This window comes from Paludisphaera borealis, assembly GCF_001956985.1.
Lineage (GTDB): Bacteria > Planctomycetota > Planctomycetia > Isosphaerales > Isosphaeraceae > Paludisphaera > Paludisphaera borealis.
In genome coordinates this window covers 6,509,689-6,525,121 of record NZ_CP019082.1, presented here as the reverse complement: position 1 = coordinate 6,525,121, position 15,433 = coordinate 6,509,689, and the positions used below count along the sequence as shown (strand labels likewise).

Sequence of the window (15,433 nt, the reverse complement as noted above, 5' to 3'; positions counted from 1 at the left end):
GCGTCGATTCCGCTTGCTGCTCGACCGCGGCTGTCGTCAGCTAAGCATCGGCACGGCCGCCCCCCGGTGTCAGCGAGGGGCGGTCGCAGTGTTGCCCGATAGACAACCTCAACGAAGGAGCGGTCCGCACCGGGTGGGGCCGCTCCTCTTTAGTATTGTACCGTTTCGAAGGCCCGCCGTCATGGGCCGTCGCGCCCCGACTCCTCCTCGGAGGCCTGAAACTGGCTACGCAAGGTTCTGTGCATAACCTTGTTCGACGCGGTGCGCGGCAGGGCTTCGACGCGAACGACGGCGTGGAGGTGGAACAGCGGGTTGAGCCGCTCCTTGATCGCCTTCTGGAACGCGGCCTTCAGCCGATCCGCGTCGTCCACGGCGACGGCGTAGATCACCAGTCGATCCGGGCCGCCGGTGGCGGGCGGTACGCCGATCGCGGCGGCTTCCGAGACGCCAGGCAGGTCGCTCACGACGCGCTCGATCTCGGCCGAGCTCGCCTTGATTCCGCCGAGATTCATGGTGTTGTCGGCCCGCCCCTCGGACTGGTAGCGATGCTCGCCCAGGACGCGGATCTGGTCGCCGTGCCGGCGCAGCGTTTTGCCGGCCCATCGCGGGCAGTCGTTGAAGTAGATCGCCTCGTTGTCGCCGTTGAGCAGACGCGTCGACAGGCCGAGCGCGGGGGCGACGAGGAAGACCTCGCCCGATTCGGCCGGCGGGCACGGCCGCCCCTGGTCGTCCAACACGACGAAGTCGCAGCCCATGGTTTTTCCGTTGAATTCGGAGGGCTGCTGGGGCGTCACCAGGTTGTTGGACAGGTAGCCGCCGCCGACCTCGGTTCCGCCGCAGTACTCGACGATCGGTTTCGTGACCCCTTCCCGCTGGTTCAAGTGCATCAACCAGTGGTAGTCGTGTGCATTCGAAGCTTCACCGCTGCTGCTGAACGCCCGAACCCGGCTCCAGTCCAGACCCTCCGCGCACGACGCGTTCCGCCAGCCTTTCACGATGCTCGGGACGAGACCCAGCATGGTCACGCCGGCGTCCTGAACGAATTCGCAGAAGCCGCGTTCAATGGGCGAGCCCTCGTACAGGGCGATCGTCGCGCGGTTCATCAGGCTGGCGAAGATCAGCCACGGCCCCATCATCCAGCCGAGATTCGTGGGCCAGCACACCACGTCGCCGGGTCGAACGTCATGGTGATAGAGCGCGTCCGCCGCACTCTTGATCGGCGTCGTGTGGTCCCAGGGGACCGCCTTGGGATCGCGGGTCGTGCCGGACGAGAACAAAATGTTGATGGCGTCGTGGGGCGAGCAGCTCAAGCTCTCGAACCGTTCGCTCGCGCTCAAGAACCGCTCCCAGGCCAGGTCGCCGTTGCGGAGCCGGAGTTCCGACTCACGATCGCCGAGCACGATCGTCGTGGGTGGTTCCGCCTGGAGGACCTTCTCATACATCGGCAGTCGCTTGCCGCCGCGCGCCAGCTCGAATTGCGTGAACACCGCCTTGGCTTCGCCGATCCGCAGCCGCTTAGCGATCTCGGCGGGGGGGCAACTGTCGGGGATCGAAACGACCACGCCGCCCATCTTCAGGGCGCCGAGATAGAGCGCGACCGCTTCCGCCGTCATCGACGAATCGACGGCCACCGCATCGCCTTTGCCCAGACCCAAGGCCGACAGTCCGTTGGCGACGCGGTTGCTCAGGCCGTCGAGCGCGTCGACCGTGATGGTTTCGATTCGCCCGTCCAGCCGCTTCGTGACGATCGCCGCGCGGTCGCCGGCGCCTTGAAAGCAGCTCTCCGCGATGTTCAGCTCGGCCCCCTCCAGCCACCGCGCGCGACTGGCTCCCCCGGCCGAGTCGAGTATCCGGCTGTAGGGTTTGCGAAACACCACGCCCAGGGTTCGAATCGTTCGATCCCAGAAGGCAATGGGATCTTGCACGGACCAGCCGTGGATTTCAGGGAACGTCTTCATCCCCTGCTCGCGCATCAGGGCGTATAAATTCGTCGCCTCGATCGATTCCTCGGTCGGGGTCCAGGCGGCGGCCGCGTCGTCGATCGATTTCATGGTGTGCGCTTGCAATATCGGGGTTCATGACCAGTTTATCGACAAGTGTTGAATCATAGGCTGCCGAAGGGCGCGCGCGATAGCCAGAGAGAATCAAACGTCCGCTTGCTCCGCATCGGGGCCTTCTCAACGGGACGCCCGACTCCGCGGTTCTATGACCGGCCAGGGGGAGGCCGCCCCGAGATAGCGGGCCAGGGCGCGGGGCCAGGCCCAGGGCTCGGGCGCGGAGTTCTCGATCACGACGGACCTTGGATAGAGCAAGGCGACGGCCTGCGGCATGGTCAGGACGCGATCGAGGTTGAGGAACGCGGGGCCGTCGCGGACCGTGGCGGGAGGGTTGGAGAGGACGACCTTGCCGACCTCCGGCTCGAAGACCGCCGCCCAGAGGGCCAGAGGCGCGGCGTCGCCGTCGCCGACGAGCGTCAGCGGCGGGCCTTCGCCGGAGGGCTGCACGCATTTCGAGGCGCGGCGGACGTCGAGGACGCGCATGCCGTCGAGGGTCTGGCCGAGCAGGGCGAACCGACGGCGGATCTGCACATCCTTCTCTTTGGGCCAGGCGGTCGGGCCGACGCCTCGTGGAGCCAGGAGCGAGATCAACGCCCCGCCCTCGACCTTCCGCTTGATCGCCTCGAACTCAGGGTGAGCCGTCGGATCGCCAGTCTCGGATTCGAACGCGGCGATCAGGCCGGCGTATCGATTCCAGCCATCGGCGTTGAGCACGACCAACTCGCGATCGACGACCTTCGCGTTCCGGCCGGGCGTCGCGAACATCCAGATCCGAAGTTTCAATTCGGGGTGGTCGTCGGACCAGAAGTCGTAGGCCGTGACGCCGAGCCCCCCCTTGGCGATCTCGGTCGAGCCGTCCTGGGAACGCGCCACGTACGGGCGATGGACGATGACGCGGCCCCCGTCTTGCTCCGACGGCCAACCGGCGAATACCCTCTCTTCCAGCATCGCCCGCCACTTCGCCTTGAGCGCCTCCCAGTCCGACATGGATTTCGGCGGCGCGACCTGCGGAGGCGGGGGCGCGAACGACTCATGAACGGTGTCGTTGACGTTGCTGGGGAGTGGGCGGCCGGGATCGAGCACCTTGAGGGCTTCGACCGGGATGGCGCGGTCGGGCTCTTTGACGTCGGCGAGCGCGAGTCCCTTTCCGTTCTTCAGCCAGCGCTCGAACCAGGCGAACGACGGGTGGCGGATCTCCACGGTGTCTTCATGCCCTCCCTTGCCGACGAGCAGATCGAGCCGGTTCCGATCGCCGTACCAGTCGTAGACGGTTTCGAGGTTCTTGAAGATCCGTCGCACGCCGGATATGGGGAAGATGGGATCGACGTCGGTGTTGACCACCAGCAGCGCCTTGGGGGCGACCAGTGCGGCGACCATCGCGTGATCCCAGCGGTATGTATTGTTGAAATACATGCAGTCGCAGTGGCCTTCGACGACGCCGTGGGGGTGGTCGACCTTGGGGTTGCCGGCGACGACATGGTCGTGGAGGTCGGTGATTCCGGCGACGGGGACGACGACCTTGAGTCGGTCGTCGACAGCTCCGAGGTACCACGACATCGCGCCCCCGCCGGACCGGCCGGTCACGCCGAGTCGCGAGGGATCGACCTCGGGGCGTGAGACGAGGTAATCGATCGCCCGGATTCCGTTCCAGACTTCGACTCCGGCCGGCGTATAGCCCTTCGAGTACCACCACCACATCCCTTCGCGGTACGTGCCGTGGTGGAGGCCGGGGGCCTCGCCGAGCTGAAGGGTGTCGACGACCAGGCAGACGTAGCCGTTGGCCGCGAACCAGGCCCCGTGATGCTGGTAATGGGCCTTGTTGCCGTAGATCACGCCGTTCTTCTCAACCTTGGCGTGCCCGCAGACGTAAAGAACAGCCGGCAACGGCTTCGTTACGGTCTTCGGCCGGTACAGATCGCCGGTGACGTACAGGCCGGGCGACGACTGAAAGACGATCTTCTCGACGACGAGGTCGGGACGTTCGACGACGCCCCGGACCTCGGCGTGGAGGTCGGTCCGTTCGGGGGCCGGGTCGAGGCAGAGCATCTCCAGAAGCCGGCGCTGTAGTTCGGGGCGACGCGCTTTCCATTCCTCGGCCGTCTTGACGTCGAGCAGCGGATGCGCGGCGAGCCGAGCCGTCTCGGTCCGGAAGTACGCGGCGAGGGGCGGCTCGGCGTCGTCGCCGGCTCGACTCGCGGAACTCATCCCGACCGCCAGCGCGGTCGTCGCGAGTCGCATCCCGACCTGCACGAAGGATCGTCTATTGAAGGGAGACAGCATGGCGTGGCTCCTCGTCGGTGTCGCAACCAGACTGCAACGGGCAGGCCAGTGGGATTCACTCAGGATACGGGTGCGGACCGCGCGTTTCCTCACTTTCCGCGGTGACGGAGCGGTTTTTCCCCGATTTTCGCCGCCGACCGCCGCGCTGCCCTCGTGGCGATTGACTACAATTAATGAAATTTCGTGAATCGAGTGGTGTATTTTGGCCCTGCAGGTGACAGAAATGGAATAATCGGCTCTAATTGCCGATAGCTAACAACGGGAAGCTTGACGTGTGCAAGCCTTCTCGCAACACCGACGCCTCCCGGCAATCAGCGAAGCTCCCCGGTAAAGACGACGTTAGTTCGTGACGAAGCCGTCGCAACCACCGTGTCCACCCTATGCGAAATGGCGCATGTGGTTACCAGAGCTTCAGCAGCCGGGGTGTCAGCTCGCCTACAGCCAATCCTGGCAATAATTAGCCAATCCTGGCGATATTTAGCATCGGTCCGACGCCGCAAATCGACGCCGAAGACTATCGGTTGTAACAGGGCGACCCAGCAGCCCGGATGCGATTGCGCGCCGTCGTCGTCCTTGGACGGCCTCGTCCTCCGCGGTGAAGACCGGCGCCCTCGTGATCATCTGCGCCATTCGGGATTATTGACGAAGTTGCGCATGGACCCCTTGACGGGAAAGGGGAATACGCAATTTCATTGACATGCGATTGGATAAGGATTCATGCCACGTCTATGGACCCCGGGCCGACGCCGTCTGCTCCTGCTTTTGGCGGGATTGGCGTTTGGCGGGGAATCGGCCTACTGGTGGTGGAGCACGCGGACCGACGCGTACACGGACAACGCGTACGTCGTCGGCAACATCACGCCCATCTCGTCCGACGTCACCGGCCAGGTGGTGGCCCTGTTCGTCGACGACAACATGATCGTCAAGCCGGGCGACCCCATCGCCCAGATCAATCCGGTGGAATTCCAGATCGCCGTCGATCAGGCGCTGGCCGACTACCAGCAGGCCGGCCACGCCGCCGACGCCGCCGACGTGACGACGCGGTACACGACGGACGACCGTAAATCGATGTTGATCGCCGCGCAGGCCAAGCGCGCCGAGGCCGAGCAGGCGGTTCAGGCCGCCAACGTGGCCGTGCAAACCCACACCCGGCTGCACGAGAAGGAGAAAGAGGTGCTCGGCGCGCTCCAGGCGCAGATGCCGGGGCTCGTGGCGCTGCAACGCAACGCCCAGTACTATTACCAGCGCTTCGAGAGCCTGGCCAAGAGCGGCGACGTTCCCGGCCAAGAGTTCGACAACCGCGAGGCCGCCTACCGCTCGGCGATCGCCAAGGTCGAATCGCTACGCAGCGACATCAAGGGGGCCGAGCGCCAGGTGCTGGCCAGCGAACTGCAACTCCAGGAGGCGAGCGTCCGCCTCGAACAGAGCCGCAAGGCGCTGGCCAACACCGACGCCACCGTCGGCCGGGCGGAGGCCGAGCAGATGCAACTCACCGTGGCCGCCGACACCGCGATGGGCCTGCGGAACCAGCAGACGCTCGCCGAAGCCAAGCTGCGCCAGGCCAAGCTCGACCTGAGCAACACCCTGATCCGCGCCCCCAGGGCCGGCGTCGTCAGCCGTCGCACCATCCAGGTCGGCAAGACGGTCGAGGCCCACGAGCCGTTCCTCAGCATCGTGCCGCTCGACTTCGAGAACATCTGGATCGTCGCCAACATGCGCGAGAATCAGATGCCGAACATCCGGGTCGGCCAGGCCGTGAAGGTCACGGTCGACGCCATCGCCGAGCAGGCGTTCGACGGCTGGGTCGAGAGCGTGGCGGGCGGATCGGGCGCGGTGTTCTCGCTGTTCCCGCCGGACAACGCCACGGGCAATTTCGTCCGGGTCGTCCAGCGCCTGCCGGTGCGCATCCGGTTCGCGCATAAAGAAAACTTTCAGAACCGCATTCGTCCCGGCATGTCGACTCGGATCACGATCGATACCACGCGCTACGTGCGCAAGAGCACGCACGAATGGTGAACGGTATGACAAGAAGCGAGCCCATGAAATCGACTGTCTCCAAATCGAGCGCGGCGGCGCCTCGTCCTCGGCCGGCGCTGCTGGCGACCCTGGCGATCCTGGTGCTGGTCGGCGTCCCGGCGAGCCTGCAAGCGCAGCCCGCCGCGTCGCCGCCTCCTCCGTCGCCGCCGGTCGGCGAGGAGGCCGATCCCTCGTCGACAGCCCCTGCCCCGCCCGCGCCGCCGTCGGTCCCGTTGAGCCTCGACGACGCCATTCGCCAGAGCCTGGCCAACGTGGATACGGTGCAGGCCAACGTCGCGACGCAGCGGGCCACGGTCGCTCGATTCGAGGCGTTGAAGGCGTTCATCCCCCTGGTCAACCTGCCGCAGTTGCAGGTCGCCTTCAACCAGTTGGGCGGCCCCGGTAAGGTCATGATCTTGCCCGACGTCACGGGAGGCGCCTTGCTGGAAGGAAGCCCCGGGTTGCAGCAAGCCGCCCTCAACCGGGCCAACCTCTACTTCCCCATGGCCCCCTCCGGCCACATCACCGCGCTGCCGATCGCCGAGGAAGGCATCCACGCCAAGGTGCTGATGGAGCAACTGGTGCGGCGGTCGCAGATGATCCTGGCGATCCAGGGTTACTATACGGCCAAGCAGATCGACTATGGCATCCGCACCGCCCGGCTGGGAGTGGCGCTGACGGGAGAGACCGTGGCGCTGACGAAGCGCAAGCTCAATCAGCAGCAAGTCCACGACGTCGAGCTTACCGAGGTCGAGGTCAACGACCGCAAGGCGCGGGTCCTGCTCTCCGAACTGGAAAAGGAGTCGCGGATCACCCAGCGCGATCTGGCCCTCGTCCTGCACCAGAGCCGGCTGCTCGTCCCTCAGCAGAAAGAGAACATACCCGTCAAGCTGGACTACGCCTACGGCTTCGACCTGGCCGAGCCCGACGAGGTGGACCTGCGGTGGATGCCCGATTTCCCCGGCTCGCGCGACGAGGCCGTCCAGCTCGCCAAGCAGCAGCGCGTGGACGTGCGGATCCGCGTCGTGGGGCTGCGGATCGCTCGGCTGCAACAGAAGAAGAGCGTTTTGGGACTGTTCGGCGAGGGCCAACTGCCCGCCGAACTGGGCTTCAAGAACACCTCCCCCACCAAGAACGGCGGCATCACGCTCGGAGCGATCTTCGGCTCGTCCTACGGCCTGCCGGTCGTCGACGTCGGGCTCTGGTCCGGGATTCGAGAGGCGCGGCTCGACGTGGTCCTGTCGCAACTGGAGTTGGAGAAATCCCTCATCGAAGTGGCCGCCGACGCCGGCAATTCCTGGGATCGCTGGCAGCAGGCGATTCGCGAATGGGAACTGAGCGAGGCCGAACTGGCGCTTCGGCACGAGTTGCTGGAACGGATGGAACGGATGTACGAGCAGAAGCAGGCGATCTGGCTCGAGGTGCTGGGGACGCGGGTCAACCTGCTCCAGGCCGACGCCAACCGCTGGACGCAGTGGTACAACTTGCAACTCGCCCGCTTCAACGTCCTCCGCTCCACCGAACAACTTCTCGACTACGTCGAGCGGAAGCGGATCGCTCGGTTGACGGCCTGGCAGAAGCCGCCGCCGGAAGGGAACCACCGCCGCTGGCTGCCCTGGCTGGCGTCGAAGGAGAGTCAACGGACGCCGGGCGTCCCGAAGGAGGGCCATGATGGAAGGCCGTGAAGGACCACGTGGGAGTCGTCTGAACCGAGCCGTGGCGGCCGGGGCCTGCGCCCTGGCGACGGCCTTGAGCCTGACCGCGACTTCGACTGCCCAGCAATCTCCGTTCACGCAGCCGTTGCCGCGCACCAGCGGATCGTTCTCGCTGCCGCCGCCGTCGGGGCCGAGACGAGAAGCGACGCCGCCGCGTCCCGGCGAGTCGCCGACGAGGTCGACGTCGCCGATCGCGCCCCTGCGTCCAATCCCAGGGACGGGCCCATTGATCGTTCCGGATATGACGCTCCCATTGCCGCTGCCGCCGGCGTCGTCGAGCGACGCGAAGTCGTCCCACTTCGACAAGCTGCCGCCGAAGCCGGCGGTGGCGCCGCCGATGGCCGCGGAGCCGACCGGGCCGATCTCCAAGGTCGAACCCGTCGTGCTCAAGGCGGGCCTGACCGTGACCCTGCGCATCTGCCAGGTATTGCCGGCCGACGGCTTCAGCGCGGGCGAGCGACTGCTCAACAGCCGCCCGGCGATTCAGGAGGGGGATCGCTTCCTGGCCGAGGTGATCGATCCCTGCCCGCCTCACCCCGCTCTGGTGGGAGGCGTCGTGACGAGGATCACGGGCCCCGGCCGGTTCGGCCGTCCCGGATACGTCAGCATGAAGATGACCCAGCTCGTCCATACCAACCAAGGGAAGACCGAGTGGATTCCCTGGCGCATGGACATGGCCGACCGGCGGTTTGCCACCCGGATGCGCCGGGTGATGCTGTCGACCTTGCTCGGGCTTGAAGGGGCCGGCACGGGGGCCAGCGTGGGGGTGCAGTACGCGGGTGGAAACATGGCCTTCATCGGCGGAGCGATGGGGATCGGCGCCATCGTCGGCATGGGCTACGCCAGCTTCCAGCGCGGCACCGAGGCCAACCTCGAACCGGGCGACACGTTTGAGATCGTCGTGGGAACCACGGACTATCGCCCGGTCTCCCGCGAGTGGCAAACCATCCTCTATCCGGCCGCCGATCCGACCGGCGGAAAGGTGAAGCACAAATGAACGCGATGACGCATTCGATGCGATCCTTGCTCGCGGCGCTGCCGTTGTTGAGCTTCGTCTCCCCGGGTTGCGACCCTCCGAAGCCCCCCGTGGGGCCGCTTCCGCCGGCGTACACCTCGAACCAGATCACCGATCCCGCGCTCCTGGACGTCACCGAGGAGGTCCAGACCTGGACCTCCCAGCAGGCCGACGACGGCCAGAAGCCGCTGTACAGCCACGCCGAGGTCTTGTCTCCCGTGCCGATCGTGCAGCCGTACGGGGTCGGCGTCTTCCAGCAAGAGGTGCGGTTGCCGGTGATCTTCACGACGGGCCCGGGCTGGAACAGCTTGAAGCTCGCGGAGAAAGAGGCGGCGGTCGCGCTCGCCTACCGCGAGATCGCGGTGCGTTTGCAGGCTCTGAACCACGAGCCGGCGCTTCAGCCGACGCTCACGGTTCAGACCCCGCAGGGGATGGAACTCGCCTGGATCAATCGCCTCGACCCGGGCGGGAAGAACGTGCATGGCGACGACTGAGCCGATCGCGACGCCCGCCCAGCCGACGCGGGCCGTGGACTACCTGCTCGCGGGCCGGCCGATGGTCGCTCTGGTGGCGGTCTTGCTCACCACCGGCGGCCACACGATGAACCTGCGCGAGATGGGCGTGAGCCAGGGGTGGGTGCCCGCCGAGGTCTACGCGCTCCAGTCGTGTTATCTGATCAGCCTCGCCCTGGCGATGCTGGCGTGCCCGGCGTTGGGCCAGCGATGGTCGTGCCGTCGCCTGACGGAAGTGGGACTGGTGCTGGCGGTGGTCGGCTCGGTCCTGAACGTGACCGAGATCTGGGAGCCGCTGTCGGACTTCCTCATCGGCCGCGCCATGGCCGGTGTCGGCGCCGGGATGGTGATCTACTTCGCGCCGCTCTTGCTCGATCACAGTTGGCGGATCGCGGTCGCCTGGGCCGCGATCCTCTGCCCGGTCGCCGGGCCGGGCGTCGTGTCGATCGCCACGATGACGTACGAGTCGTCAGACTGGCGGCACGGCTTCTTGTTCGAGGGGGGCGCGGCCGCGGTCGGACTGGTCGCGCTGCTGTCGATGGCGAAGACCCACGAGTCGCCTCTGCGCGCGCCGCGCGGGTCGCTGGCGTATCTGCCCGGCCTGGTCGTGGCTTCGGCCGCCTTCATGTACGCGTTGCACTGGGGGCAATTGCACGGCTGGCTGGAGAGCAACGACATCGTGGCGGCCCTGGGCATTGGCGCCTGCGCCCTGCTCGTCTCCCTCTGGACGGCCTGGCCGCACCTGGACTGGATCCTTCTGCGCGAGAACTGGGTGCGGCTGGCCTTGTTCTCGTTCGGCGGCTTCTGCCAGTTCTTTCACGGCTACATCATGAACATCTATGGGGGGATGATCGTCAATCTCAGCTCCTGGCAGCGCGCCTGGCTGATCTGGCCGATGCCGATCGGCATCGCCGCGTCGCTCGCCCTCTCGCGGCTGCGATGGCGGCACGTCCGCGTGATCTTCGGCCTGCCGGGCGCCGTCGGCGGTCTGGCGCTGCTGGCCGGCGGATTGTACTTGTGTTACCAGCAGATGCTGGAATGGCCGTACTGGGACATCCGCGACGTCGTCGACCTCAACTGGTTCCCCGCGCCGGGGCAGTGGGAGCTGGCCCCGGGGCGGTTCATGATGGGGCTGGGCATCGGCCTGTTCATGGTCGTCATGGACCTCCAATTCAGCCCCGACCAGGATCGCGAGGAGACGGTTCGACCCTTCTTGAACGTCGTCCAGTTCTTCGGCGGCGGCGTGGCGGCGGCGGTGCTGATCAACTGCTTGATCATCGGCCACAAGGTCCACTACTCGTACTCGGCCGACCGCGACACGATCCAGGCCGAGGAACTCTCGCAGCGCGTTACGCTGCTCAGCGACACCCTCCGCCAGGCGGGGCAAGCCGCGCCCGGGCGTTCCGCCGAAGTGCTGTTGTACCGGTTCGTCAACTACGAGGCCGACAATCTGGTGTTCGCCACCATCTACGCCCTCTTCTTCCTCGCCACGGTCGTCCTGGCCGCGTCCGTCTCCGTACTCTGGATCTGGCGCCGACTCCGCGCTTCCCCGCGCCCCGGCGCTCCCTGACCGCCGGTCGTCGTGCTATTCGGGTCGGGAACGGTTTGCTCTCTCAAGGCGGGGCTTGATCCCCCGCCCGCCTCGCCATAAGGTTCCCTGGGCCTGAATCATCCGCAAGTCGCCGTGAGGCGGGTAGGCCCCGCCCGATCCGCGAGACACCCATGAAGCAACATGTCGGCACGCCGTTCTCGGTACTCGACCTCGCGCCGATCGTGGAGGGAGGCACCGCCGCCCAGGCGTTTCGCAATACGCTCGATCTTGCTCGGCATGCCGAGCGGTGGGGCTATAAACGGTACTGGGTGGCTGAACATCACAACATTCCTGGCATCGCCAGCGCCGCGACCTCCGTCTTGATCGGCTACATCGCCGGCGGGACCGAGAGCATCCGAGTGGGCGCCGGCGGCATCATGCTGCCGAACCACGCGCCGCTGGTCATCGCCGAACAGTTCGGCACGCTCGAATCGCTCTACCCCGGCCGGATCGACCTAGGCCTGGGCCGCGCCCCCGGCGGCGACCAGGTCACGGCCTACGCCTTGCGGCGCAAGCTGGGGAGCAGCGGCGACACCTTCCCGGACGACCTGTCGGAGCTTCGATCCTACTTCCGCCGGGCGGTGCCCGGCCAGGCGGTCCGTGCCATCCCCGGGGAAGGGCTCGACGTCCCGATCTGGATCCTGGGATCGAGCGACTTCGGCGCCCGGCTCGCCGCCGAGCTTGGCCTGCCGTTCGCCTTCGCCTCCCACTTCGCGCCCGACCTCCTGCTCGCGGCCCTCAAGCTGTACCGCAAGAACTTCAGACCGTCCAGTTCGCTCGACAAGCCGCTCGCCATGGTCGGCGTCAACGTCGTCGCGGCCGAGACGGACGACGAGGCCCGGCGGCTGTTCACCTCGCTCCAGCAGGCGTTCGTCAACCTGGTCCGAGGCCGCCCCGGCCCGCTCCCCCCGCCGGTCGACGACATGAACGACCATTGGAACGACGTCGAGCGGGCCCACGTCGACCGCATGACCCGCGTCTCCGTCGTCGGCTCGCCCGAGACCGTGCGGCGCGGGCTCGAAACGGTGATTGCCGCGACCGACGCCGACGAGTTGATCCTCACCGGCCAGATCTTCGATCACGCCGCAAGGCTTCGCTCGTTCGAGATCACCTCCGACATCCATAAAGCAATCGAGGCCAACCGGCCCCAGTCGGGCGACGTCCTCACTGAGTACCGTGCCTGACCCCTTCCCTTCCGGCCTGCTGTCTCCTTTCTAGTCGACCCCATTCTGCCGACCGATTGCTCCCTCGAGCGCACCCAACAACGTGTCGAAATCGTAGGAACCGTCATGGCGCACGCCGTTGATGAAGAACGTCGGCGTGCCATTCACGCCGCCGCGCGCGCCGCTCAGGAAGTCCTCGCGCACGCGGGCGGCATGGGTGTGTCTGTCGAGATCGTCGATGAATCGTGACGTGTCGAGGTCGAGAGCGGTGGCATACCGCACAAGGTACACGACGTCGAGCGCCTCTTGATTCTCGTACAATACGTCGTGCATCTCCCAGAATTTGCCTTGGGCACCGGCGGCCTCGGCAGCCTCCGCCGCGTATTCGGCATGGGGGTGGATCGTCGCGAGCGGGAAGTGGCGGAAGACGAATCGCAACCGACTGCCGAGCCGCCGTTGGATGTCCTTGACGATGGAGTAGGCTTCGCCGCAGTAGGGACACTCGAAGTCTCCGTACTCCATCAACGTCGCGGGCGCCGTCGCCGGCCCTTGCGTGTGGTCGCGATCCCCGACCGGGACGTCAGAGCGTGTCGCCCTCGATCGCCGAGTCATTTTGACGCCTCCTGTGTTGAGAGGGATTCGAGCGCCGCTAGGATGCCGTCGGCGCCGGGGTTGACGCCGATAGGAGACACGTAGCTCCAGCGGATGGTTCCCGCCGAGTCGATCACGAAGAGTGCGCGTTCACAGATGCCCTCGTGCGGACGATACGCGCCGTAGGTGTGGGCGACGGCCCCTTTCGGCTCGAAGTCCGCGAGCAGCGGAAACCGCAGCTTGCGGTCTTTGGCGAACGCGAGGTGGCACCAGACGCCGTCGACCGAAATGCCGAGCAGCTCCGCGCGAAAACGGTGAAACTCCGGCAGCAACTCGTTGAATAGTGCCATCTCATCGCCGCACACGGGACTCCAGTCGGCCGGGTAAAAGGCGAGGATGACCGGACGGCCTCGGAACTCGCTCAACGCGACGAACTGGTCGGGCGTGCTTGGCAATCGGAAATCGGGCGCGGGCGTGTCGGGCGCGAGCGCTTCGGTCGGATGCGCGAAGCCGAAACTTGTGTTCTGGGTACTCATGGCTGAATCCTTCGGTCTCCAAATGAGGCGGGACCCGGCGGGTCGCGTGGCGTCCCGGCCAGTAATGCGCTTCGTAACCCCGAGGCGGCTCGCCACCGCCCCCGGGACGAGAACCCGCTCGCGTTCGTTCTCCCATCGCTAGACGAGTCGAGGTCTCGCACCCGCTACTCGCGGACAGAGCCGTGCGGGTCGATGACGAACTTCTTGGGCGAGCCTTCGTCGAAGACGTGGTACGCCTCGATTGCTTTTTCGAGCGGAATGACCTCGACGTTCATGACCTCGCCCAGGTAGTCCATCCGGCCCCAGAGGATCGCCATCATCAGCCCCCGGTTGTACTTCATGACCGGGCACTGGCCCGTCGTCAGCGACGGCGACTTGACCCACTGCTTGCCCCATTCAATGTCGTAGAACCCTTGCTTGGCCTCCTTGGTCTTGGCCTGGGAGTCTCCCGCGATGTAGACGCCCACGGCGCCGATCCCGGCGGGCGCGCGGACCACCTCGAGCAGGGCGTTGAGCACCGCCGCAGGGTCGTCCTCGGCGGACGGGCCATGGCCGTGCGCCTCGAATCCCACACAGTCGACCCCGCAGTCCACTTCGCGCTTGCCGAGAATGGCCTCGATCTGGTCGGGCAGCGGTGTCTTCTTGGAGACGTCCACGACCTCGTACCCGGCCTTCTTCACCAGCGCCAGCCGCTCTTTGTTGGTGTCGCCGACGATGATGCAGGACGCACCCAGCAGGCGGGCGCTCGCCGCGGCGCACCGGCCCACCGGACCGGCCCCGGCGATATATACCGTGGAGCCGGTCCCGACCCGCGCCTCGACGCACGCGTGGTAGCCGGTCGGCAGGATGTCCGAGAGCAAGGTGAGATCCTTGATCTTCGCCATCGCCTGGGCCTTGTCGGGGAACTTCAGCAGTTGGAAGTCGGCGTAGGGGACCATCATGTAGTCGGCCTGCCCGCCCTGCCAGCCGCCGAGGTTGAATCCGTAGGCCCCGCAGGAGACTTCGGGGTTGGTGGTCTCGCACACCTCGGTGTGCTGCTCCCGGCAGTTGCGGCATCGCCCGCAGGCGACGTTGAATGGGACTGAGACCAGGTCGCCCTTCTTGATGAACAGCACGTCGCGGCCGACCTCGACGACTTCGCCTGTGTTCTCGTGTCCCAGGATCATCCCCGAAGGTGCCGGGAAGCGTCCTCGGTAGATGTGCTGGTCACTGCCGCAAATGTTCGTGGTCACCAGCTTGATGATGACGCCGTGATCGCACTTGTTGCCACGAGGGTCGACGAGTTTTGGGAAATCGAGGTTTTGAATCTCGAGCTTCTTCGGCCCCATGTAGGCGATGGCGCGATTGCCTGTCATGCTTGATCCTCCCCTCGGATGTTGAAGCCACGAATTGGAAAAGCCTTGAAAGCCTTGGAGGATGTGCGATGCAATCGCCAAGCCATCCCGCTAGTTCTGACGGAGCGCGGACAGAAATCGTTCAAAGAAAATAGCTTGATAAATGAGTGAAGTCATAAGACATTCGTAATTCAGTAGAAACAAATCTTGCATAAATAGATTGTTATGAACTTGAAAAGGGCAAGGTGTTTAGAAAGGAGGTGGAAACCGCTATGGCTGAGCATTGTATGATGGATTTCCTCAAGACACGTCCCCGATCGCGTTGGAGGCGTCCCCCATGGAGTAAACTCAGAATGGATGATCAGTGTTCTCCGGCTCTTTGACATCTTGGCGGGCGGACAGAGTACGCGGGGCGTTGAAACGGCGACGAAGGAACGGTCATGAGCCTTTGGCTCAACCCGTCCCATGAAAATGGGGTCGGGTTGGGTTATGCTGCGGATGTCCGGCCCTGGGCGAGAGGCCGTCATTGGCTTTGGTGTCGCGAACCCGCGAAGGAACTTGGTCCCGGCCTCGGCTCGACTTCATGTCGAACCCCGTCCTGTCGCCCCCCGGAAGCGGGGGAG

General features: G+C 65.8%; 11 protein-coding genes. 6 read left to right on the top strand and 5 right to left on the bottom strand.

Annotation, left to right across the window (positions count from 1 at the left end):
- Positions 1–179 precede the first annotated feature (179 nt).
- Both BSF38_RS25165 and BSF38_RS25160 read right to left on the bottom strand, forming a co-directional pair.
- Positions 180–2,051 (bottom strand): AMP-binding protein, encoded by a 1,872-nt coding sequence (locus tag BSF38_RS25165; RefSeq protein ID WP_076349816.1) that lies wholly within the window; start codon positions 2,049–2,051, stop codon positions 180–182.
- 126 nt (positions 2,052–2,177) lie between these two features.
- Positions 2,178–4,337 carry an alpha/beta hydrolase family protein gene (locus tag BSF38_RS25160; RefSeq protein WP_083713438.1) on the bottom strand — a complete coding sequence of 720 codons (2,160 nt, stop codon included), beginning with the start codon at positions 4,335–4,337 and terminating at the stop codon, positions 2,178–2,180.
- 717 nt (positions 4,338–5,054) lie between these two features.
- On the opposite strand from BSF38_RS25160, the gene BSF38_RS25155 reads away from it, so the two are divergent.
- From BSF38_RS25155 to BSF38_RS25130, 6 genes are all read left to right on the top strand, one after another.
- Entirely contained in the window at positions 5,055–6,353 is a 1,299-nt protein-coding gene (locus BSF38_RS25155; protein WP_083713435.1) for an HlyD family secretion protein, read from the top strand.
- A gap of 23 nt (positions 6,354–6,376) precedes the next feature.
- The gene (locus BSF38_RS25150) at positions 6,377–8,038 is read left to right on the top strand and encodes a TolC family protein (protein WP_076349813.1); all 1,662 of its coding nucleotides are present in this window, start codon (positions 6,377–6,379) and stop codon (positions 8,036–8,038) included.
- Positions 8,039–8,309: 271 nt separating this feature from the next.
- Positions 8,310–9,065: a hypothetical protein gene (locus BSF38_RS25145; RefSeq protein WP_076349812.1), complete on the top strand. Its 756-nt coding sequence runs from the start codon at positions 8,310–8,312 to the stop codon at positions 9,063–9,065.
- Positions 9,062–9,577, top strand: coding sequence for a hypothetical protein (locus tag BSF38_RS25140; RefSeq protein ID WP_076349811.1), 516 nt, complete (start codon positions 9,062–9,064; stop codon positions 9,575–9,577). Before BSF38_RS25145 ends, BSF38_RS25140 begins: the two co-directional genes overlap by 4 nt.
- Positions 9,564–11,165: an MFS transporter gene (locus tag BSF38_RS25135; protein ID WP_076349810.1), complete on the top strand. Its 1,602-nt coding sequence runs from the start codon at positions 9,564–9,566 to the stop codon at positions 11,163–11,165. Before BSF38_RS25140 ends, BSF38_RS25135 begins: the two co-directional genes overlap by 14 nt.
- A gap of 152 nt (positions 11,166–11,317) precedes the next feature.
- Positions 11,318–12,370, top strand: a complete 1,053-nt coding sequence (locus BSF38_RS25130; RefSeq protein ID WP_076349809.1) for an LLM class flavin-dependent oxidoreductase — start codon at positions 11,318–11,320, stop codon at positions 12,368–12,370.
- A 30-nt stretch (positions 12,371–12,400) separates the two neighbouring features.
- Here the strand turns inward: BSF38_RS25130 and BSF38_RS25125 are convergent, their stop codons facing one another.
- The 3 genes from BSF38_RS25125 to BSF38_RS25115 form a co-directional block, all read right to left on the bottom strand.
- Positions 12,401–12,961, bottom strand: a complete 561-nt coding sequence (locus tag BSF38_RS25125; RefSeq protein ID WP_076349808.1) for a DsbA family protein — start codon at positions 12,959–12,961, stop codon at positions 12,401–12,403.
- Positions 12,958–13,476, bottom strand: coding sequence for a redoxin domain-containing protein (locus tag BSF38_RS25120; protein ID WP_076349807.1), 519 nt, complete (start codon positions 13,474–13,476; stop codon positions 12,958–12,960). Before BSF38_RS25120 ends, BSF38_RS25125 begins: the two co-directional genes overlap by 4 nt.
- A 164-nt stretch (positions 13,477–13,640) precedes the next feature.
- Positions 13,641–14,831, bottom strand: coding sequence for an alcohol dehydrogenase catalytic domain-containing protein (locus tag BSF38_RS25115; protein ID WP_076349806.1), 1,191 nt, complete (start codon positions 14,829–14,831; stop codon positions 13,641–13,643).
- Positions 14,832–15,433: the final 602 nt, after the last annotated feature.

What these genes read in the sequence shown, in the direction of transcription:
- BSF38_RS25165 (WP_076349816.1), bottom strand. Translation starts at nt 2,051, where the DNA reads ATGAAATCGATCGACGACGCGGCCGCCGCCTGGACCCCGACCGAGGAA.
- BSF38_RS25160 (WP_083713438.1), bottom strand. Translation starts at nt 4,337, where the DNA reads ATGCTGTCTCCCTTCAATAGACGATCCTTCGTGCAGGTCGGGATGCGA.
- BSF38_RS25155 (WP_083713435.1), top strand. Translation starts at nt 5,055, where the DNA reads ATGCCACGTCTATGGACCCCGGGCCGACGCCGTCTGCTCCTGCTTTTG.
- BSF38_RS25150 (WP_076349813.1), top strand. Translation starts at nt 6,377, where the DNA reads ATGAAATCGACTGTCTCCAAATCGAGCGCGGCGGCGCCTCGTCCTCGG.
- BSF38_RS25145 (WP_076349812.1), top strand. Translation starts at nt 8,310, where the DNA reads ATGACGCTCCCATTGCCGCTGCCGCCGGCGTCGTCGAGCGACGCGAAG.
- BSF38_RS25140 (WP_076349811.1), top strand. Translation starts at nt 9,062, where the DNA reads ATGAACGCGATGACGCATTCGATGCGATCCTTGCTCGCGGCGCTGCCG.
- BSF38_RS25135 (WP_076349810.1), top strand. Translation starts at nt 9,564, where the DNA reads ATGGCGACGACTGAGCCGATCGCGACGCCCGCCCAGCCGACGCGGGCC.
- BSF38_RS25130 (WP_076349809.1), top strand. Translation starts at nt 11,318, where the DNA reads ATGAAGCAACATGTCGGCACGCCGTTCTCGGTACTCGACCTCGCGCCG.
- BSF38_RS25125 (WP_076349808.1), bottom strand. Translation starts at nt 12,961, where the DNA reads ATGACTCGGCGATCGAGGGCGACACGCTCTGACGTCCCGGTCGGGGAT.
- BSF38_RS25120 (WP_076349807.1), bottom strand. Translation starts at nt 13,476, where the DNA reads ATGAGTACCCAGAACACAAGTTTCGGCTTCGCGCATCCGACCGAAGCG.
- BSF38_RS25115 (WP_076349806.1), bottom strand. Translation starts at nt 14,831, where the DNA reads ATGACAGGCAATCGCGCCATCGCCTACATGGGGCCGAAGAAGCTCGAG.